The following is a 20330-nucleotide window of genomic DNA, read 5'->3' as shown; positions in this document are numbered from 1 at the left end:
GATAGCTATCCGTCTTCGAAAACGCCCTAGGTAGGCTCCGCCTCCGGCTCCGGTTTCAGATGGTTTTCCATAAGCCGCTGCCAATTGCGCGCGCGCTGCTTATATTCATGGGGGCAGACGTCTGCCCTCTCTTTCGGTAAGACGTCATCGCCGACCAAACCGGCATAGGCTTCGGTATTGCTGCCATAGATCATGCAGATCAGATGATACATGCGTTGCGCATCCAATGAGTGCTGACCCCAGAATGGCAGGGAATCCATATCCTCCATATTTGTCGCAAGTTCGCCAAATTGCTGCACCACCGAGGCGATCATCACCCCGCCGCTGCCGTCTTCGTTATTCTCAAGCAGCAGCAGGGCGGCCATATCGTCGACGGCATCCTCTTCCTTGCCGGTAATGGGCAAATCGAGCTGATGAACGAGTGCGTGGCCCATTTCGTGATAGAAGAAGAAAATGCTGGCGAACATCATGTCCTGACCGACTTCTTCATCATTTTTCCCGGTTGCGGCGGCGTTCTGCGCGAGCATGCCCATAAGTTCATAGCACATCACGATTTGCTGGGATTTGGGATCATAAAAAGCATTGGCTGTTTCGCAGTTTCGAAATTCCACCAGCATATCCGCTGGTAAGTGGATGGTCTCACTGATACCGCCCGCAAGATCCTCAAAAACAGCGGCATCGCGGAGAATTGAGGCCAGCTCATCCGAAGCATCATTGATCCCCGGAGCGTAGGAAACGGATATCGTGCCGCTCTGGCCGTCCTGTGCGGCAGAAGGTGCCGCAACACAGAATGCGGACGCAAGTGCAAGCGCGCTGGCAAGGCGATTAAAGTGGCTGCCGAAAGTCATTTGTTGCATGATGCCTCTCCCCTCTGGTGCCAGACGATAATGAAGGGGGATCCTTTTGCAAATTCTTTCCGGTAACCCGTCGCAACAGCGGCGGTATATCGCTGAACTGACCGCACATTGTTTCAGATCGGCGGTGTCGGAGCATCGTGTTCGGCAAGTTTCTTGGGCCGCAGCCACTTTCCTGTTGCATCGCAGCGCAAAAAGCACATTTTGGCTGTAATGATGCGGCAATATGAACTGGTGGAGCGGGTTCGCGCTTATGACCCGGAGGTTGATGAAGATCGGCTCAACCGCGCCTATGTCTTTACCGTCCAGATGCATGGCACTCAAAAACGCGCCAGCGGCGATCCCTATTTCAGCCATCCGGTAGAGGTCGCCGGACTGATGACCGAACTGAAGATGGATGAAGACACCATCATCACCGCGCTGCTCCACGATACTGTCGAAGATACGCTCACTTCGATTGAGGACATCGAAAATCGTTTTGGGCCCGAAGTTGCTCGGCTGGTCGATGGCGTCACCAAGCTATCCAAGATCGAGGCGCAGACCGAGGACGAGCGGGCGGCAGAAAATTTGCGCAAATTCCTGCTCGCGATTTCGGATGATATCCGCGTGCTGCTGGTCAAGCTGGCCGACCGGCTGCACAATATGCGGACGCTGCATTTCATTAAGAGTCCCGAAAAGCGCCGCCGCATCGCCAAGGAGACGATGGACATCTATGCTCCGCTCGCCGAGCGGATCGGCATGTATGAATATATGCACGAGATGCAGCTGCTGGCATTCGAGCAGCTGGAACCCGAAGCCTTTCAGACAATAACGACGCGACTGGCGCAAATCCGCGAAAATGGTGACAAGCTGATTGAGGAAATCAGCCAGTCGATCGCCAACTCGATGGAGCGTGTCGGGCTGAAGGCACGGGTTTCGGGTCGCGAGAAGCATCCTTTTTCGATCTGGAAGAAGATGCAGGAACGCCATGTCGCGTTTGAGCAGCTGAGCGACATAAATGCATTTCGCGTCATCGTTGACGATACCGAAAGCTGTTACCGGGCTCTCGGTGCCCTGCATCGTCGCTGGCAGATGGTGCCCGGGCGTTTCAAGGACTTCATTTCGACACCCAAACGCAACGGCTATCGTTCGATCCACACCACGATCATGTTCGCGCAGAATATGCGGGTCGAGGTGCAGATCCGTAGTCAGGAAATGCATCGCGCCGCCGAATATGGCCTCGCCGCGCACTGGGCCTACAAACAGGATGATGCCCCTGACGGGCAGGCAGGGTGGCTGCGCGACCTGATCGAGATTCTGGAAACCAGCCAGGACCCCGAAGAGCTGCTCGAAAACACGCGGATGGCGATGTATCAGGATCGCATCTTTGCATTTACGCCCAAGGGCGCGCTGCATCAGTTGCCCAAGGGTTCAACCCCGGTCGATTTTGCCTATGCGGTGCACACCGACCTTGGTGACCGCGCTGTTGGGGCCAAAGTTAACGGGCGGCATGTGCCGCTGCGCACTCTGCTCAACAATGGCGATATGGTCGAAATCCTTTCGAGCAAGGCGCACCAGCCCGAGCCTGCTTGGCTGAACTTTGTTGCAACCGGCAAGGCGCGCGCGGCGATCCGCCGCCATGTGCGGCATCGGGAACGCGATGAACTTATCCAGCTCGGACGGCAGTTGTTCGAGGATATCTGTTCGAGACTACCCGGAAAGATCGGCGCAAAAGCCATCAAAGCGGCATTGGGCCGCGTGCAGCTCGACAATGAAGAAGAACTGATGCTGGCCATCGGTTCGGGCAAGCTGAGCGACCGCCGTGTGATGGAGGCGCTGGTACCGGGCTTCGATCCCGGAGAAGACGAAAAAGACTGGCCTACGCAAGAACGCGCCATTTCAATTCGCGGGCTGACGCCGGGCGTTTCGTTCGAATTGGGTGAATGCTGCCACCCTGTTCCGGGCGATCGTATCGTCGGGCTGCGCCGGGAAGGCCGACCGGTCGAAGTCCATACAATCCATTGCGAGCGGCTGAGTGGCGATACCGAAGGCGATTGGCTCGACCTGAGCTGGGGGCAGGGCAGTGACGGTGGTTCGGCTCGGCTGCGCGTGATCATCCACAACCGCCCCGGCATGTTGGCGGAAATGGCCGGAATTTTCGGCTTTCACAAAGCGAACATCATCAATCTGCGGATGACATCGCGCGACGCGAGCTTTCACACCTTCGAGGTTGACCTCGAAGTGCACGACCTTCCTCACCTGATGCGCATCTTGTCTGCCTTGCGCGCATCGGATGCCGTGGCGCAGGCAGACCGCGTCTTCGGTTAGCCCCCCGAAGAACTGAATGTGCTGGCCAGATCGACCTCATCTGCGGTTGTGCCGCGCGTTGCGACTAACATTGAAACAAGCGCTAGAAAAAGCAGCGGAATGCCCAGTGCGGCTCGCTTCTTCCAGGGATTTGGACTTGGACCAATTTTGAGCGGCTCCCTGCGCCGCGGGCGGGGCTTATTATGCCCTTCGCGAAAAACTCCCGACATTTGCGACCTCCACTGCCCCCGAAACAGCGAATCCCTTCCTGTTGCTTTTGGTGACTGCATTTTACACATTGCTGGCAGATGAATGGCCGGGGGTGAGGTGAGACGGGGCGAGTGCGTCGTTCGTCGAAACGAACTTTTGCAGCGCATTGACTTGCTCCACGGCGCACCCAATAGCGGTCAACAGGAGGACCTTTCATGAAAATGCATCTCGCTTCGGTTTCACGTTCGGCTTTGGCACTAGCCGCAACGTGGGGAATTTTGTCGACGCCGTCTTATGCGCAGGACAAGAAGGAAGAGGCGAAGTGGGATGTTTCGGCACCCCCCGGGTTGACGATCCGTGAAATCCCGATTTCGGTCGACGAGGGCACATGGATGAATGTCGATATCAGCCCCGATGGGCGGACGGTCGCGTTCGACATGCTGGGTGACATTTATACGATGCCGATTGCAGGTGGCACGCCGACGCGTATTGCCGAAGGGCTGGCCTATGAAACGCAACCGCGCTTCTCGCCCGATGGCAAACGGGTGTCCTTCACATCGGATCGTGGCGGTGGCGACAATATCTGGGTGATGAATGCCGATGGCTCGGACAAGCGCCAGTTGACCAAGGAAGATTTCCGCCTGCTGAATCAGGCCAGTTGGAGCCCCGATGGCCAGTTCATCGCGGCGAAAAAGCACTTCACGACGCAGCGTTCATTGGGCACGGGCGAAGTGTGGCTCTACCATGTTTCGGGTGGCGCCGGTGTGCCGCTGGTCAAGAAGCCCAATGAAACCCACCAGAAGGAATTGGGCGAACCGATTTTCGCGCCCGGCGGCAAACATATCTATTATACACGCAACACGACGCCCGGGCCGATTTTCGAATATGCGCAGGATTCGAACAATCAACTGTTCGCGATCGAACGCTACACCATAGAAACCGGCGAGACCGAAACTGTTGTCGGCGGGGAAGGTGGTGCGGTGCGTCCCACACCTTCGCCCGATGGCAAGAAGCTGGCCTATGTGCGGCGCGAAAAAACACGGTCAAAGCTCTATCTGCGCGATCTGGAGGCAGGCACGGACCGCAAGATATTCGACACGCTCGATCAGGATGTGCAGGAAACCTGGGCGGTGACCGGCGTTTATCCGAATATGGCGTGGACGCCTGATAGTTCGGCGCTTGTGTTTTGGGCGGGCGGGAAGCTGCGCAAACTGAATATCGGCAGTGGGGCGAGCGAAATCATCCCCTTCCGGATTGAGGATAGCCGTGGTGTGATCGACCCGCCGCGTCCGCCAGTCGCTGTTGCGCCCGACAGCTTTGAAACCAAAATCCCGCGCGGAGCCGTAGTTTCGCCCGATGGCAGCAAGGTGCTGTTCGAAACGCTGGGCAAATTGTGGGTCAAACCTATGGCTGGCGGCGAACCCCGCCGTCTGACCAACGATAATGCGGCAATGGAGGCCTATCCTGCATGGTCGCCAGACGGCAAAAGCATAGCCTTTGTCCGCTGGACCGATGCGGAACTGGGCGCCATCCACAGCGTGGCGGCCAGTGGCGGCACCAGCCGCGCGATAACCAAGGCGACCGGCCATTATGCCCGCCCGCGCTTCGCGCCCGATGGCAAGACGATTGTCTTTGAAAAGGGCAGCGGAGGAGGCCTTGTAAACCCTCGCGCCTCCGCCGAGCCGGGCATATATCGCGTGCCCGCAAGCGGCGGCGCGGCTACGCGCATTTCGCGCGACGGGGAAGCACCGCATTTTGGCGCATCGAGCGACCGGGTTTTCTTCACCACCAGCGATGGAAAGGGCGCGAAACTCGTCAGCTCCGACCTGAACGGTGAAGCAAAGCGCACCCATGCCGAGGGGGAAATGGTCAATGCCTATAGCGTGTCACCCGACGGCACCCATTTCGCTTTCCGGCAAAATTATCAGGCTTTCGTGATGCCGTTGATGCCGGGAACACAGGCGGTCACGGCTTCGCCCAATGGCGGGCCGATGCCGGTGACCAAAGCCAGCGGCGATGGCGCGGATTGGATCCACTGGTCGACGGGTGGCGCGAAGCTGCACTGGTCGCTCGGGCCGACATTGTTCAGCGCCGATCGCAGCGCGCTATTCGCCAATGCGCCGCTCGCCAAGGATGCGAAGCCGGTGAAGTTCGAACCGCCGAAAACCGGCGTATCGCTCTCCATGCGCGTCAATGCCGATAAGCCAAGCGGTCGCGTGGCGCTGGTAGGAGCGCGGGTGGTGACGATGGCGGGTGCCGATGGCGGCATCATCGAAAATGGGGTGGTCCTGATCGAAGGCAACCGGATTGCCCTAGTCGGCGATCTGGCCTCGACGACGATCCCGGCCGGTACGCCAACCGTCGACGTCAGCGGCAAGACGATCATCCCCGGCCTGATCGACGCGCATGCGCATGGGCCCTATGGTGTCGACGAATTTACCCCCCAAGTGAACTGGGCCGAAACGGTCAATCTCGCGCTGGGCGTTACAACCCGGCATGATCCGTCGAGCCGTTCGGCGCTGGTGTTCCCGGCTCTGGAAATGGTGCGTGCGGGCAAGATAATCGGCCCGCGCAGCTTTTCGACCGGCGAGATCGTCTATGGCGCAAAGAACCCGCATGTCTATGCGCAGATCGATAGCAAGGCCGACGCGTTGGCGCATATCCGCCGCCTGAAGGCGCAAGGCGCGCACAGCATCAAAAATTACAATCAGCCCCGTCGTGACCAGCGCCAGCAGGTTGTGGCGGCAGCGATTGAGGAGAATATGCGCTCGGTCGCCGAGGGTGGTTCGCTCTTCGGGCTCGACATGACACTGATTGCCGATGGCAACACGACTGTCGAACATAATGTCCCTGTCGAAACCTTTTATCAGGATGTGCAGCAATTCTTCTCGCGCTCAAAAGTGGGTTACACGCCGACATTGGTCGTGACCTATGGCGGCCCCGCAGCCGACCCCTATTGGCGTGCGCATACTGATGTGTGGAAGCAGCCCTTGCTGCAAAAGCATGTCCCGGAATCGGTGCTGATTGCAAATAATGCCCGCCGAACCATTGCGCCCGAAGACAATTATGTCGACGATGAAAGCGCGCGTGAAGCGGCCAAGCTGGCGCGGCTAGGTGTGCCAGTGTCGATTGGCGCGCATGGGCAGGAACCCGGCATCGCCGCGCATTGGGAACTTTGGTCCTTCGTGCGTGGCGGCATGACGCCGGTGGAAGCGCTGCGTGCAGGCACCATCGAATCCGCGCGCTCGCTTGGCTATGACAAGGATGTGGGATCGCTCGAGGCGGGCAAGCTGGCTGACCTGGTGGTGTTAGATGCCGATCCCACCGCCGATATCCGCAACTCCGAAAAGATCGCCAAGGTGATCATCAACGGTCGCCTCTACGACGCGGCAACGCTGAACGAGGAAATCACCGGCAACCGCAAACGGCCTGCCTATTGGTGGGAAGCGGGGCAGGGCGGTGGCAGCGGATCTGCGGGCGCCAGCGAAGCGGCGGGGCATCAGGACGGAGATTGAGACGCACAAGACCTGAGCCGTTGGCTCAGGTCTTTAGGCGAAAGCCAGACCCTCAAACTTGCCGGAATTGCGCCAGCCATCAATATAGTTGAAATAGGCGACCGCGCCTGCGGGATAGCCGGTGCCCAGCGCAGCAGGGGTTCCTTCCCAGCCTTGGCCTTCATTGTTGTAATAGCCGGGGGTGCAATCGGTGCCGCCGATGATCAGCCCCATGCCGGTCGACAACAAGGCGAGCCAGTCATCCTCCGCCTGCTTGGTCACTTCGTTGGTTCGGTGGCCGGATTGCAGGGTGTGGCTGACAATCGTCGAGATCGTCTTGGCGGAATCGACCAGATTGTGCGGCACGTTCGAAATCAGGTTCGCGCCCTGCGCCGGATGGACGATGAACATGTTGGGGAATCCATGAACATGGATGCCGTGCAGGCTGCGCATGCCCTCTGCCCAATAGTCGGATAGCTTCACGCCGTCCTTGCCGATGGTGTCAAAGCCCGAGCGCCGCTGATAGCTGGTGCCGACTTCAAAGCCCGACGCATAGATGATGCAATCGACCTCATATTCCTTGCCGCCGACCACAAGACCGTTTTCGGTAATCCGTTCAACGCCCTTGCCATCGGTATCGATCAAATGGGTGTTCGGATTGTTGAATGACTGCAGATAGGCGTCGTGGAAGCATGGGCGCTTGCAAAGCTGGCGGTACCATGCCTTCAGCTTTTCCGCCGTTTCCTTGTCGTTGACGATCGCTTCCGCCCGCGCGCGGATTTCTTCCATTTTCTGGTGATCGGTTTCCTCGAAGGCAGCCAAGATGCCTTCCGGATTCAGTTGCTCCGGCGGCAGATCGACCATTTTGGCGCGCATCCGGCGCGACATGTCGGTCCAGCCGTCGGCGACCAGATCGACTTCCGGAATGCCGATGCCGGAGAAATGCGCGGCGAAATTTTCGAGCCATTTATATTGCCAGCCGGGTTCCGAAATCTGGTCAAACCAGTCGGGGTCGATCGGCCCGTTGTTGCGCGCATCGACCGACGATGGGGTGCGCTGGAAAACGAAGAGTTCCTTCGCATCGCGCGACAGATGCGGAACCGCCTGCACCGATGTTGCACCCGTTCCGATGATAGCGACGCGTTTGTCGGCCAGCTTGGTCATCGGCGCGCCTTCGGGGCTGCCGCCGGTATAGCCATAGTCCCACCGGCTGGTGTGGAAGCTGTGCCCTTTGAAATTCTCGATGCCTGCAATGCCGGGCAGCTTTGCAACGTGCAGTGGCCCGGTGCCGAGGCCAACAAATTGCGCGGTAAAGGCATCGCCGCGATTGGTGCGGATTACCCAGCGCGCATGGGCGTCATCCCATTCAAGCGCGGTGACTTCGGTGTGGAGCAGGGCGTTATCATACAGCCCGAATGTGTTGCCAATGCGCTGGCAGTGCGAGAGGATCTCAGGGGCGTGGGCATAGCGTTCCGACGGCATATGCCCCGTCTCTTCGAGCAGCGGCATATAGATCATCGAAGCAGTATCGCATTGCGCGCCCGGATAGCGGTTCCAATACCAGGTGCCGCCAAAATCGCCGCCCTTTTCGACGATGCGGACATCCTCGACGCCAGCTTCCTTGAGCTTGGCGGCTGTCACCAGCCCGGCAAAGCCACCGCCGATAAAGGCAAAGGTCACATGGTCGGTAACCGGCTCGCGCGGTTGTACCGGAATATAGGGGTCTTCTTTATAATGGGCGAACCTGCCCGCAATCTCGACATATTGATCATTGCCATCTGCACGAACGCGCTTGTCGCGTTCTTCCGCATATTTTGAACGGATCGTCTCTATGTCGAGTGTCATATTATCCCGCTTTCGCTGCTACACTTTCCGGTAAGTCCTTGCCGAAAACCCGCTGGTAATATTCGGCCACCAGCGCCCGTTCCGCGTCGTCGCACTTGTTAAGGAACGACAGGCGGAAAGCGAAGCCGACATCCTTGAAGATGGCGGCATTCTGCGCCCAGGTGATCACCGTACGCGGGCTCATCACGGTCGAGATATCGCCGTTGATAAAGCCCTGACGGGTCAGGTCGGCGACCTTGACCATATTGGCAATCTGCGCGGCATCGCCCCCGGCCTTGGCGAGGACGATCTCGCTCTCGACCTGTGCAGGCAGATAGTTGAGGCCCACGACGATGTTCCAGCGGTCCATCTGGCCCTGGTTGATCTGCTGTGTGCCATGATACAGCCCGCTGGTGTCGCCAAGGCCCACCGTATTGGCGGTCGCAAACAGGCGGAACCAGGGGTTGGGGCGGATGACTCGGTTCTGGTCGAGCAGCGTCAGCTTACCCTCGGTTTCGAGCACGCGCTGGATCACGAACATCACGTCGGGGCGACCGGCATCATATTCATCGAACACGAGCGCGGTCGGCGTCTGCAAAGCCCAGGGCAACAGGCCTTCGCGGAATTCGGTCACCTGCACGCCGTCGCGCAGCACGATGGCATCGCGGCCGATCAGGTCGATACGGCTGATATGTGCGTCGAGGTTGATCCGGATACACGGCCATTTGAGGCGGGCGGCGACCTGTTCGATATGGGTCGACTTACCGGTGCCGTGATAGCCCTGCACCATCACGCGGCGGTTATAGGCAAAGCCTGCGAGGATCGCGAGCGTGGTGTCCGGGTCGAAGACATAGCTGTCGTCCATGTCGGGCACGCGCTCGTCGGCTTCGCTGAATGCGGGGCATTCCATATCGACGTCGATGCCAAACATCTCGCGCACATTCACCTGGGTGTCGGGTGCATCGAGGATAGTGGTTGCCCGGCTGTCAGGCTGGATGTTCGGTATGTCGGTCATGGTCTAGCTCGTCAGATAAAGGCTGGCGCGGTTTTGAGGTGCGTATAAGCGGCAATCACGTCTTGCAAAGCCTTTTCGTGGGTGCGGTCACCACCATTTTTGTCGGGATGATATTTGCGGACAAGCAGCGAGTAAGCCGAGCGCACCGCCTTGCGGTCGGCATCTTGGCCAAGCCCTAGCGTCTTTAGGGCGCTGCGATCTTCGCTGGATAGGAATTTGCCGTCGCTTCGGGGTTGCGGTGTTGCGGCTTCCATCCGCTTTTTGAAGCGCGCCGAAATGGCATCCAGCGGGTCGTGGAAATCGGCCCAGCGGGGTGGCGAATCGGCACCACCACTCGCCTTGAACGCCCGTGTTTCGCTCGGCCAGACGTTTAGCGGACTTTGCGCAGCCGCAATCTCTTCCGCAGTCAGCCCTTCGAACCAGTCATAGCCTGCATTGAATTCGCGGACATGATCGAGACAGAAATACAGATAGTCGCCGGGACCGTTGGGACCCGGAGGGCGGCCATAGGGGTTCGGCGCCCGGAATTCGCCCGGATGCTGGCAGCGCGGGTGCTGGCACACCTGCTGCGACCCGCGCATACGGCCATGGAATCGGTCTGGATTGCGCGGTGCAGACATGCTTTCCCCTTGGCCAAAGACACGCGATATGGGAAGAGGGAAGCCATGACAAAAGGGCCTATCCAAACAGAAATGGAAGCGTTGCTCAGCGCAGCCTTCTCCCCGACATATCTTGCTGTGATCAACGACAGCGGCAAGCATCGCGGCCATAGCGGCGACGATGGCTCGGGTGAAAGCCACTTCACCGTCGAAATCGAAAGCGCCGCCTTTGCAGGGGTCAACCGCGTGTTGCGGCAGCGGATGGTGAACAAAGCGCTCGGCGATCTGCCGGGTGAGCGCGTGCATGCGCTGGCGATCAAGGCGCAGGCACCCGGGGAGTAGTTATGCTGGTAGTCACCCCGACCTCGCACGATCTGGGCATGTTCAAGGTTCGCCGGACCCTGCCCAGCAAGGCGCGGATCATGGTGGGGCCGTTCATCTTCGTTGACCAGTTCGGCCCTGCGCATTTCGATATCGGGCAGGGCATGGACGTCCGCCCGCATCCGCATATCAATTTGGCGACAGTGACCTATTTATTCGAAGGCGCGATCGACCATCGCGACAGTCTGGGCACTTATGCGACAATCCGGCCGGGGGCGCTCAACCTGATGACGGCGGGCAGGGGCATCGTGCATTCGGAACGCACACCTGCAGCCGAGCGCGCCAGCGGCTCGCCAATTTCGGGCATGCAGACATGGCTTGCACTGCCCGATGGCAAGGAAGAGATCGATCCAGCCTTTGAACATGTCGCAGCCGATCAATTGCCGCAGATCGACGGCGAAGGAGTGACCGCGCGGATCATCATGGGCAGTTTGTGGGGTGCGACCGCGCCCACCACCCAGCATGCCGAAACCATCTATGCGGACATTGCAATGAACGCAGGGGCCGCCTTGCTGATCGACGCGCAAGCCGACGAACGCGCGGTCCTTGTCGCAATGGGTGAAGCCAGCCTTGATGGGCAACCGCTGGAAACGCACAGCCTCTATATCCTGCAGCCGGGTGTACCGATGACATTGCGCGCCGGAAGCGATGCGCACGTGATGCTGCTGGGCGGTGAAGCCTTCAAGACACCGCGCCATGTCTGGTGGAATTTTGTCAGTTCTTCGCGCGACCGGATCAATCAGGCGAAAGATGATTGGAAGGCCGGTCGCTTTCCAAAAGTTCCGGGCGATGAAATAGAATCGATCCCGATCCCCGAAATTCCGCTGACGCGCAGCGAGATTTGACAAATTTATACAATACGCTTCGCTTTTTCCTGTTAATACAATTCTTTGTAGGTCTGGGTCGCGGAGAATATTGTGCTGAAATCGTCTTTAAGGCGCATATATCTTTCGACAGATGTGGAACTCGATTGCTGCGTAATTGGCGATCCATCAAATCAACCGATAATTTTTCTGCACGGATTCCCTGAATCTCATCGCACCTGGCGGCATCAGTTACTTGCGCTCTCCGAAAACTATTATTGTATCGCGCCGGATCAGCGTGGATATCGTGGTTCCTCCAAGCCGACGGACGTCAACGCTTACACTGCCGATCAATTGACCGCTGATGTTTTTGCGCTGGCAGATGCTCTCGATGTCGAGAATTTCACGATCGCCGGGCATGACTGGGGCGGTGCGATAGCCTGGAGTGTCGCGCTCAATGGCCAAGCAGGAGGATTGAGCCCGCAATGGGCTGGGCGCGTGACGCGGGCTATGATCGCCAATGCGCCGCATCCTTGCATTTACCAACGAGCCATAGTCAACGATCCCATCCAGCGGGCATCGGCACAATATATCCGCTTTTTTCGTGATTCAGCGAGTGATGCGATCATTGCCAAGGGCGGGTTGCTGCCGTTGCTGCAACGGGTCTGGGGCTGGCAGAAACCGGAGGCGATGGATGCCTATGAATATGGCGAACTGCTAGCAGGCTGGGAAGATCGCGACGCTGCGGTTGCGATGTTGAACTGGTACCGCGCTTCAAACATTACGGTTCCGTTGATAGGTGCAGCAGCGGACGTGCCTAAATGGGCAGCAGGTGCCTTTCCCAAACTGAACATCCCCACATTGCTGGTCTGGGCGATGGAAGACAAGGCGCTGTCGCCGTCCAATATCGAAGGCATCGAGGAACTGGTCCCCAATATCCACATCGAACGCGTGGCTAATTGCGGCCATTTTGTAACTTGGGAAAAGCCCGACGCGGTGATTGCTGCATTGGAGAAATTTTTGGCGTAAGACCTGCCTCTATGAGCAAGCCACGCCCGCATCTGTTTCGCACGCGCGACGCGCATAACCACAGCCCTGTCACCTATATCGAGCTGTTTTTCGACCTCGTTTTTGTCTTTGCGATCACCCAATTATCGCACCGTTTGCTGGCGCACCTGACACCGTTAGGGGCGTTGGAAACGCTGGTGCTGTTGCTCGCGGTCTGGTGGGTGTGGATCTATACGAGCTGGGTCACCAACTGGCTGGATCCCGAACGCGCGCATGTGCGGCTGATGCTGATCATATTGATGACATCGGGTCTGGCGCTGTCTGCGGCCATTCCGGAAGCATTTGAAGCCAATGGCCTGCTCTTTGCCTTATCCTATGTTTTCATGCAGCTATTCCGCACGCTTTACATGGTCTGGGCATCGGCAGGCGTGAATGACGGACGGAGACGCAACTTCATCCGGATAGCATTCTGGTTTCTGCTTTCGCTGCCACTCTGGATCGCGGGTGCGCTTAGCGAACCGACCATGCGCCTGCTGTTCTGGGTCGCTGCCCTGGCTGTTGAATATGCCGGTCCCTACACCTTGTTCCCTACACCCGGATATGGCCGCTCCAAACCGAGCGATTGGGACATTTCGGGCGCGCATATGGCCGAACGCTGCGCACTGTTCATGATCATTGCGCTGGGCGAGGCGGTGTTGCTTACCGGGGCGACCTTTGCCGATCTGCAACGAACTACGCCGACATGGATAGCGTTTATCGCCAGCTTTATCGGAATCGCCACCATGTGGTGGATATATTTCGATATCGGCGCGAAACGGGGTTCGCAGCTGATTGCCGAAAGCGAGAATGTCGGTCTGCTTGCGCGGACGGCCTACACCTATCTGCACATTCCGATCGTGGCTGGCGTCGTGGTGACTGCTGTAGCAGACGAGAAGATGCTCGCGCATCCTGTCGGCCATAGCGACCTGTCCTTCATTATCGTGGCTATTGGCGGACCTATGCTGTTTCTGTTCGGCAACCAGATGTTCAAATGGGTGACGTCAGGCGCGCGCATTCCGCCCTTTTCGCACTTTCTCGGGCTATTCGCTCTGGCCGTCGTCGGCGTAGGTGGCTGGCTGGGGCATTGGCAACCGCTGACCGTGGGCGTGTCTGCAACTGCAGTGCTGCTCTTTACCGCCATATGGGAATGGTTTTCGCTGCACGGTGGCTGGCAACGCTGGGCCCCCTGGATGGGGCCGTTGTTTAACCGGTTCGGCCGAACCAGCTGATCGACGCGCCGTGCGGGTGACAGGCGGCCAGATGCAGCTCGTCACCCGAGGGCCACAGCCTCAGCTGCAATTGCATCGGCGAAATGGCGGGCGGATCGGGCTCGAATGACAGCCAGCCGAGGGGGCGATCCTCGGTCGCCGCTTCAGCTGCTTTCAGAATAGCCGCCTCGGTCCGGACTTGGGCGTGGGCAGGCATATATTGCCAGAACACGCTGTGCATGACGATGCGCACGATGCCCTCGGATTGAGGTTCCGCCAGTTTGCGTTCGATCCAGTCTGCGGCATCGCCTGCTTCGACAGCCGGAGGATGCGCTCGCGCAGTCGCAATCGCCGCCTCCAGCCGCGCCAACCGCTCGTGCTGGTCGGGCCAGCAATAAGCGAGCAACCGGGCAGCGATAGCTTCATCGCGGACATCGAGCGGGTTTTGGTCTACACCGTTTCGAGCATTGATTTGCGGCCATTTGCCGTCGGGCGCATCGCCCTTCCAATCTGGCATAATGCGTACTGCTGCGTCGCTCGGTCCTGCCTTCAGTCCCCCCAGATTGTAGTAGAAGCGGTCGAGGTTGAGATTGAGACCGGCACTCGATCCCAGTTCGAGCAGTTCGATAGGCATGGCGAGTCGCTTTGCCGCGACCATCAATCCAGCCATCAGGGCGGCGCTGCGTCCGACCTCGTTGGTTTGCGGAGGGCTGTCGAGCCACGGGTAGAGCCAGTCGTCCCATTCGACCAAAACACGCTTCAGCACGGCGTCAAAATCGCTCGCTCCGGTTATATACAAAGCCGTCAACTCAGCGTCCTGACCTGACCGCGCCAAGGCGTGCAATCCCCCGGCAATCCGTAGTTTCAGCGCGTCTGCCATCGGGTCGCCGGGCCAATCCACTATTCGCGCCCCGGTGCGACTATTGTGGTCGAGTATTATCGCCAATGTATCGAGAACATCTGCCGTCAGCGGCGAGTGCATCGCGCGGCATCCGGCGGCCTGCTGACGAAAGGCATTTCGTATCGCTTCGGACATGCACTACTCCTTGCCCTTGCTGCATCGCACAAGTAAAGCGCGCCGACAATGACTGCGCCAATCATCTTTGCCATCCCCAAGGGACGAATTCTCGACGAAGCTTTGCCGTTGATGCAGGCTGCCGGAATCGAACCCGAAGCGGCCTTCTTCGATAAGGAGAGCCGTGCGCTGATGTTCGACACCAACGACTCGGGCGTGCGGATCATCCGTGTGCGCGCCTTCGACGTTGCGACCTTCGTCGCGCATGGTGCCGCGCAGGCGGGCATCGTGGGTTCGGACGTGATCGACGAGTTCGACTATTCGGAGCTTTACGCCCCGGTCGACCTCGACATTGGCCATTGCCGCATCTCTGTCGCAGAGCCTGCCGAACTGGCAGCAACCGACGATCCGCGTAGCTGGAGCCACGTCCGCGTCGCGACCAAATACCCCAATCTGACACGCAAACACTTCGCCGCGCGCGGGGTGCAGGCGGAATGTGTGAAGCTGAACGGAGCGATGGAAATCGCGCCCCTGCTGGGCCTTTCAAGCCGCATTGTCGACCTTGTGTCGTCGGGCAAAACGCTCAAGGAAAACGGGTTGGTGGAGGTGGAAAAGATTGCCGATGTCTCGGCGCGCCTTGTCGCCAACCGGGCTGCTTTCAAGACCGACGAACGGGTCGCAGCTCTGGTCGAAAAATTCCGGGCGGCAGTCGGTGCTTAGGCTTTCGATCAGTCAGCCGGATTTCGACCGCCAGTTTGACAAGCTGGTGAGTGGTCGGCGCGAGGCCGAGGCCGATGTTTCGGCTATCGTCGAGCAGACGATCCGCGATGTCCGCGCGCGCGGCGATGTCGCCCTTCTGGAGCTGACTGAGCGCTTTGACGGTTTCAGCCTGAGCGAGCAGGGCTGGCTGATTACGGCGGAGGAATGCAAGGCCGCCTATCAGGCACTGGCGCCGGAACTGCGCGATGCGCTGAAACTCGCGGCGCAGCGCATCAAGGCCTATCACAAGGCGCAACTGCCCAAGGATCGGGACTATCGCGACAAGGAAGGTGTGCGGCTGGGTGCGCGCTGGAGCGCGGTTGATGCTGCTGGCGTTTATGTGCCCGGCGGTCGCGCGGCCTATCCATCCTCGGTGTTGATGAACGCCATTCCGGCAAAGGTTGCGGGCGTCGAACGTCTTGTGATGGTCACACCGACGCCGCAGGGTGAGGTCAATCAGACCGTCATGGCTGCCGCCTATCTGGCAGGGGTCGATGAAATATGGCGACTGGGCGGCGCGCAGGCGATTGCCGCGCTCGCTTATGGTACCGACCGCATATCGCCGGTTGATGTGATCACCGGCCCCGGCAACGCTTGGGTGGCGGAAGCAAAGCGCCAGCTTTATGGTGTGGTCGGTATCGACATGGTCGCCGGCCCGTCCGAGATTGTTGTCGTTGCAGATGGCAAAAACAAGCCCGAATGGATCGCCGCAGACCTGCTAAGTCAGGCCGAGCATGATCCGACCAGCCAGTCGATCCTGTTCACCGACGATGCCGAATTTGCAGACAGAGTGGCTGCGCAAGTCGACATGCAACTCGCGCAGCTCGCAACAACAAAGGTTGCATCCGAAAGCTGGCAGACCAATGGCGCGATCGTTGTCGTCCATAAGCTTGAAACAGCCATGCCGCTGGTCAACCGGCTGGCAGCCGAGCATCTGGAACTGGCTGTCGACGACAAGCGCGCTGAAAAGCTGTTCGATCTGGTTCGCCATGCCGGTTCGGTTTTCCTTGGCCGCATGACGCCTGAAGCGATTGGCGATTATGTCGCTGGCCCGAACCATGTGCTGCCAACCGGACGCCGTGCCCGCTTTTCGTCAGGGCTGTCGGTGCTCGATTTTATGAAGCGCACCAGCTTCATCGCGCTCGACAAAAAGGCGCTGAAGGCGATTGGCCCGGCGGCTCTGGCCTTGGCCGAAGCCGAGGGCCTGCCCGCGCATGCCGAAAGCGTGAGAAAGAGATTATGAGCAAACCCCGTTCCAAAGCCCGCGCCGCCGCGCGGCTCGCCGCCGTGCAGGCGCTTTACCAGATGGACATGGAGTCGATCGGGATCGCCCGTCTGCTGTCCGAATTTCACGCCCACCGTCTGGGTGCCGAAATCGAAGATGCGCAATATGCCGAAGCCGATATCGACTTTTTTGATGATCTGGTTGCAGGTGTTGATGCTCGGCGCGAAGAGATTGACGCCTTGATCGAAGCCAAGCTGGGTGAGCAATGGAAGATTGGGCGCCTCGACAAGACGATGCTGCAAGTGCTTCGTGCCGGCGCCTATGAATTGCTTGCGCGCGCAGATGTGCCGACCGGGGCGGTGATCGACGAATATGTCGACGTGGCGCATGCCTTTTTTGACAAGAAAGACGCCAAGTTCGTCAATGGCTTGCTCGATGCCGTGGCAAAGGAAAAGCGGGCCTGACCGCTGAATCCGCCTTCATCGAAATGATGCGCGCAATAGCGCGTGACCCCGCGGCGCGCGGATTGATGGACGATACGGCCGTTATCGATCTCGGCAGCGAAACCCTAATTCTTACCCACGACATGATGGCGGAGGATGTGCATTGGTTGCCCAAAGCCGACCCTGCAGATGTCGCATGGAAACTGGTGTCAGTGAACCTTTCCGACCTTGCAGCCAAAGGTGCGCGACCATTGGGTGTGCTGCTGGGGTTCATGCTGGGAGTCAGCAACTGGGACAAGCGCTTTGCCGAGGGGTTGCAACGTGCGTTGGCACACTATGAGGTTCCGCTGCTGGGCGGCGATACGGTTTCAAACAAGGGTGACAAAAGGGCGGTGGGATTGACTGCCGTCGGTGCTGCTACACATTTACCAGTGCCGTCGCGGAGCGGCGCACGGGCAGAGGATGTGCTTTATGTCACCGGCACGCTTGGAGATGCACTGGCGGGTTTCGAGCTTGCTGAAGCCGGGTTGGAAGGTGTTGACGAACTGACCTCTGCCTATCACCGGCCTGTGGCGAGGTTAAGCGAGGGACAAGCGCTGGCCGCCATCGTGACCGCGATGATGGACGTTTCCGATGGCCTGCTGCTCGATGCCGAACGCATGGCCGCCGCAAGCAAGGTTGAAATCCGGATCAACATCGATGCGATCCCGCTCAGCGCCGCCTATCGCGCGATGCGCGGCGACAGCCTAGATAGCCGCTTGCAGGCGACCTCGTGGGGTGACGACTACCAACTGCTTTTCACGGCACCTTCGGGCATCACTTTGCCCGTTCCGGCAACCGCTATCGGCCGTGTGATAGTCGGTTCGGGAATCGCGCTGTTTGAGGCCGACCTGCCCATACCACTGCCCCCCTCGCTCGGTTATCAACACCATTGACTCATTTGGCTGATTCCTGCGGCTTTTAAGGGTTGCCTAAGCCTTTAATCCACAGCATAGCAGCGCGGCTTGCGCCCTTGTCCTCTCGGGCGCGGTCGCAAAAAAAGTGGGAATTTAGGGGGAAGGAATCTCCATGTCTTTGACATTAATCGCAATTATTTGCGGTGGCTTGGCCATAGTCTACGGCTTCGTCACCAGCCGCCAGGTGCTCAGCGCCTCGGCAGGCAATGAGAAAATGCAGGAAATCGCAGCCGCCATTCAGGAAGGCGCACAAGCCTATCTGGGTCGCCAGTATCGCACCATTGCCATTGTTGGCGTGGTTGTTGCTGTGCTGGTTGCTGCGTTCCTGGGCGTCATCCCGACCATCGGCTTCGTCATCGGCGCCGTATTGTCGGGTGTGGCAGGCTATATCGGGATGAACATCTCGGTGCGCTCGAATGTGCGAACGGCTGCTGCCGCACAGACCGGCCTTCAGGCTGGCCTGACCATGGCCTTCCGTGCTGGTGCAATCACCGGCATGCTCGTCGCTGGTCTCGCCTTGCTCGCGATTGCCGTGTTCTTCTGGTATCTGACCGACGTATCGATGCTCGCGCCCAACAGCCGCGAAGTTGTCGACGCGCTGGTTGCTTTGGCCTTTGGCGCATCGTTGATCTCGATCTTCGCGCGTCTCGGCGGTGGTATCTTCACCAAGGCCGCTGACGTCGGCGCCGACCTTGTCGGCAAGGTCGAAGCCGGCATTCCCGAAGACGATCCACGCAACCCGGCGGTTATCGCCGACAACGTCGGTGACAATGTCGGCGACTGCGCCGGTATGGCAGCTGACTTATTCGAAACCTATGTCGTCACCGTTGGTGCAACGATGGTCCTCATCGCGCTTCTGGTGAAGGGCGTAACCGACAGCGCGCTGTTCCTGAACCTGATGAGCCTTCCGCTCCTCATCGGCGGCGTGTGCGTCGTAACCTCGATCATTGGCACCTATTTCGTCCGTCTGGGCGGTGGCACCAATGTCATGGGCGCGATGTACAAGGGCTTCCTTGTCACTGCCGTGCTTTCGGTTCCGGCGATCTGGTTCTCAATCAGCTATGCCATGGGTGGCATGGAAACGGATGTGGGCGGTTTCACCGGTCGCACCCTGTTCTATTGCTCGCTGCTCGGCCTGATCATCACCGGCCTTATCATCTGGATCACCGAATATTACACCGGCACCAACTATCGACCTGTTCGGTCGATCGCCAAGGCTTCGGAAACCGGCCACGGCACCAACGTCATCCAGGGTCTGGCTATCAGCCTTGAATCGACCGCGATGCCGACGATCGTGATCTGCGCTGGCATCATCATTGCTTATCAGCTGGCTGGCGTTATCGGGATTGCCTTTGCGGCAACCGCGATGCTCGCACTGGCGGGTATGGTCGTGGCGCTCGACGCATATGGTCCGGTGACGGACAATGCGGGCGGTATTGCCGAAATGGCAGGTCTGGACGATAGCGTCCGTGAAAAGACCGACCTACTCGACGCCGTGGGTAACACTACCAAGGCCGTGACCAAAGGCTATGCCATCGGTTCGGCGGGGCTTGCAGCGCTCGTGCTGTTCGCATGCTACACCACCGACCTTCGCGAGTTCTTCCCGAACCTGACGGTTAATTTCAGCCTCGAAAATCCCTATGTCATCGTCGGGCTTCTGCTCGGCGCGCTCCTCCCGTACCTCTTCGGTGCGATGGGCATGACCGCTGTGGGCCGTGCGGCTGGCGAAGTGGTGAAGGACGTACGCGACCAGTTCGCAAACGATCCGGGCATCATGACCTTCAAGTCTAAACCGAACTATGCTCGTACGGTTGACCTGGTGACCAAGGCGGCGATCAAGGAAATGATCATCCCGTCGCTGTTGCCTGTGCTGGCACCGATTGCGGTCTATTTCATCATCACGGCGGTTGCAGGCCAGGCAGAGGGCTTTGCTGCTCTCGGCGCGCTCCTGCTCGGTGTGATTGTGGGCGGTCTGTTCGTTGCCATCTCGATGACCTCGGGTGGTGGCGCATGGGATAATGCCAAGAAATATATCGAAGACGGCCACCATGGCGGCAAGGGATCGGAAGCCCATAAGGCTGCCGTGACCGGCGACACCGTGGGCGATCCGTACAAGGACACTGCGGGCCCAGCGGTGAACCCGATGATCAAGATCACCAACATCGTCGCATTGCTGCTGCTCGCAGCACTCGCGCACGGCGCCGTCTGATC

At 59.1% G+C, this 20330-nt stretch carries 16 protein-coding genes; 11 read left to right on the top strand and 5 right to left on the bottom strand.

What is annotated here, in order from left to right:
* Window positions 1-26 precede the first annotated feature (26 nt).
* A complete protein-coding gene (locus tag ABL922_RS07470; protein ID WP_349023584.1) occupies window positions 27-1055 on the bottom strand; it encodes a DUF4344 domain-containing metallopeptidase in 1029 nt (342 codons plus the stop codon).
* A gap of 12 nt (window positions 1056-1067) precedes the next feature.
* Between ABL922_RS07470 and ABL922_RS07465 the strand changes: the two genes are divergently transcribed.
* Window positions 1068-3161, top strand: coding sequence for a bifunctional (p)ppGpp synthetase/guanosine-3',5'-bis(diphosphate) 3'-pyrophosphohydrolase (locus ABL922_RS07465; protein WP_349023583.1), 2094 nt, complete (start codon window positions 1068-1070; stop codon window positions 3159-3161).
* A 404-nt stretch (window positions 3162-3565) separates the two neighbouring features.
* Entirely contained in the window at window positions 3566-6865 is a 3300-nt protein-coding gene (locus tag ABL922_RS07460; RefSeq protein ID WP_349023582.1) for an amidohydrolase family protein, read from the top strand.
* A gap of 33 nt (window positions 6866-6898) precedes the next feature.
* Here ABL922_RS07460 and ABL922_RS07455 read toward each other — a convergent pair whose 3' ends face one another.
* The 3 genes from ABL922_RS07455 to ABL922_RS07445 are packed head-to-tail and all read right to left on the bottom strand — an operon-like array spanning window position 6899 to window position 10303.
* On the bottom strand, window positions 6899-8689 hold the full coding sequence (locus tag ABL922_RS07455) for an NAD(P)/FAD-dependent oxidoreductase (protein WP_349023581.1): 1791 nt from the start codon (window positions 8687-8689) through the stop codon (window positions 6899-6901).
* Window position 8690: 1 nt separating this feature from the next.
* Entirely contained in the window at window positions 8691-9683 is a 993-nt protein-coding gene (gene cobS, locus ABL922_RS07450) for a cobaltochelatase subunit CobS (RefSeq protein ID WP_349023580.1), read from the bottom strand.
* 11 nt (window positions 9684-9694) lie between these two features.
* Window positions 9695-10303, bottom strand: coding sequence for a DnaJ domain-containing protein (locus ABL922_RS07445; protein ID WP_349023579.1), 609 nt, complete (start codon window positions 10301-10303; stop codon window positions 9695-9697).
* 45 nt (window positions 10304-10348) lie between these two features.
* Between ABL922_RS07445 and ABL922_RS07440 the strand changes: the two genes are divergently transcribed.
* From ABL922_RS07440 to ABL922_RS07425, 4 genes are all read left to right on the top strand, one after another.
* Complete coding sequence (locus tag ABL922_RS07440; RefSeq protein WP_349023578.1) at window positions 10349-10624, top strand: BolA family protein; 276 nt, start codon at window positions 10349-10351, stop codon at window positions 10622-10624.
* A 2-nt stretch (window positions 10625-10626) separates the two neighbouring features.
* The gene (locus ABL922_RS07435) at window positions 10627-11508 is read left to right on the top strand and encodes a pirin family protein (RefSeq protein WP_349023577.1); all 882 of its coding nucleotides are present in this window, start codon (window positions 10627-10629) and stop codon (window positions 11506-11508) included.
* Between the two features lie 72 nt (window positions 11509-11580).
* Entirely contained in the window at window positions 11581-12495 is a 915-nt protein-coding gene (locus ABL922_RS07430) for an alpha/beta hydrolase (protein WP_349023576.1), read from the top strand.
* An 11-nt stretch (window positions 12496-12506) separates the two neighbouring features.
* Complete coding sequence (locus ABL922_RS07425; RefSeq protein WP_349023575.1) at window positions 12507-13742, top strand: low temperature requirement protein A; 1236 nt, start codon at window positions 12507-12509, stop codon at window positions 13740-13742.
* Here the strand turns inward: ABL922_RS07425 and ABL922_RS07420 are convergent.
* Entirely contained in the window at window positions 13717-14757 is a 1041-nt protein-coding gene (locus tag ABL922_RS07420; RefSeq protein WP_349023574.1) for a DUF2332 family protein, read from the bottom strand. The two genes, ABL922_RS07425 and ABL922_RS07420, sit on opposite strands and share 26 nt — an antisense overlap.
* 48 nt (window positions 14758-14805) lie before the next feature.
* Between ABL922_RS07420 and hisG the strand changes: the two genes are divergently transcribed.
* The 5 genes from hisG (at window position 14806) to ABL922_RS07395 (ending at window position 20328) form a co-directional block, all read left to right on the top strand.
* Window positions 14806-15456 carry an ATP phosphoribosyltransferase gene (hisG, locus tag ABL922_RS07415; RefSeq protein WP_349023573.1) on the top strand — a complete coding sequence of 217 codons (651 nt, stop codon included), beginning with the start codon at window positions 14806-14808 and terminating at the stop codon, window positions 15454-15456.
* Window positions 15449-16738, top strand: a complete 1290-nt coding sequence (gene hisD / locus ABL922_RS07410) for a histidinol dehydrogenase (protein ID WP_349023572.1) — start codon at window positions 15449-15451, stop codon at window positions 16736-16738. The genes hisG and hisD overlap by 8 nt, the downstream gene beginning before the upstream one ends.
* The gene (gene nusB, locus ABL922_RS07405; protein ID WP_349023571.1) at window positions 16735-17184 is read left to right on the top strand and encodes a transcription antitermination factor NusB; all 450 of its coding nucleotides are present in this window, start codon (window positions 16735-16737) and stop codon (window positions 17182-17184) included. The genes hisD and nusB overlap by 4 nt, the downstream gene beginning before the upstream one ends.
* Window positions 17181-18098 carry a thiamine-phosphate kinase gene (thiL, locus tag ABL922_RS07400; protein WP_349023594.1) on the top strand — a complete coding sequence of 306 codons (918 nt, stop codon included), beginning with the start codon at window positions 17181-17183 and terminating at the stop codon, window positions 18096-18098. The genes nusB and thiL overlap by 4 nt, the downstream gene beginning before the upstream one ends.
* 133 nt (window positions 18099-18231) lie before the next feature.
* Window positions 18232-20328: a sodium-translocating pyrophosphatase gene (locus ABL922_RS07395; RefSeq protein WP_349023570.1), complete on the top strand. Its 2097-nt coding sequence runs from the start codon at window positions 18232-18234 to the stop codon at window positions 20326-20328.
* The last annotated feature ends 2 nt before the right edge of the window (window positions 20329-20330 follow it).

Source organism: Sphingorhabdus sp. (genome assembly GCF_040079335.1).
Classification (GTDB): domain Bacteria; phylum Pseudomonadota; class Alphaproteobacteria; order Sphingomonadales; family Sphingomonadaceae; genus Sphingorhabdus_B.
The sequence above is the reverse complement of the archived record's forward strand: the minus strand, read 5'-3'. Positions and strand labels throughout refer to the sequence as shown.

Bases quoted from the DNA above. Each gene is read 5' to 3' on its own strand.
- ABL922_RS07465 (WP_349023583.1), top strand. From the start codon at position 1,068: ATGATGCGGCAATATGAACTGGTGGAGCGGGTTCGCGCTTATGACCCG.
- ABL922_RS07460 (WP_349023582.1), top strand. From the start codon at position 3,566: ATGAAAATGCATCTCGCTTCGGTTTCACGTTCGGCTTTGGCACTAGCC.
- ABL922_RS07455 (WP_349023581.1), bottom strand. From the start codon at position 8,689: ATGACACTCGACATAGAGACGATCCGTTCAAAATATGCGGAAGAACGC.
- cobS (WP_349023580.1), bottom strand. From the start codon at position 9,683: ATGACCGACATACCGAACATCCAGCCTGACAGCCGGGCAACCACTATC.
- ABL922_RS07445 (WP_349023579.1), bottom strand. From the start codon at position 10,303: ATGTCTGCACCGCGCAATCCAGACCGATTCCATGGCCGTATGCGCGGG.
- ABL922_RS07440 (WP_349023578.1), top strand. From the start codon at position 10,349: ATGACAAAAGGGCCTATCCAAACAGAAATGGAAGCGTTGCTCAGCGCA.
- ABL922_RS07435 (WP_349023577.1), top strand. From the start codon at position 10,627: ATGCTGGTAGTCACCCCGACCTCGCACGATCTGGGCATGTTCAAGGTT.
- ABL922_RS07425 (WP_349023575.1), top strand. From the start codon at position 12,507: ATGAGCAAGCCACGCCCGCATCTGTTTCGCACGCGCGACGCGCATAAC.
- ABL922_RS07420 (WP_349023574.1), bottom strand. From the start codon at position 14,757: ATGTCCGAAGCGATACGAAATGCCTTTCGTCAGCAGGCCGCCGGATGC.
- hisG (WP_349023573.1), top strand. From the start codon at position 14,806: ATGACTGCGCCAATCATCTTTGCCATCCCCAAGGGACGAATTCTCGAC.
- nusB (WP_349023571.1), top strand. From the start codon at position 16,735: ATGAGCAAACCCCGTTCCAAAGCCCGCGCCGCCGCGCGGCTCGCCGCC.
- ABL922_RS07395 (WP_349023570.1), top strand. From the start codon at position 18,232: ATGTCTTTGACATTAATCGCAATTATTTGCGGTGGCTTGGCCATAGTC.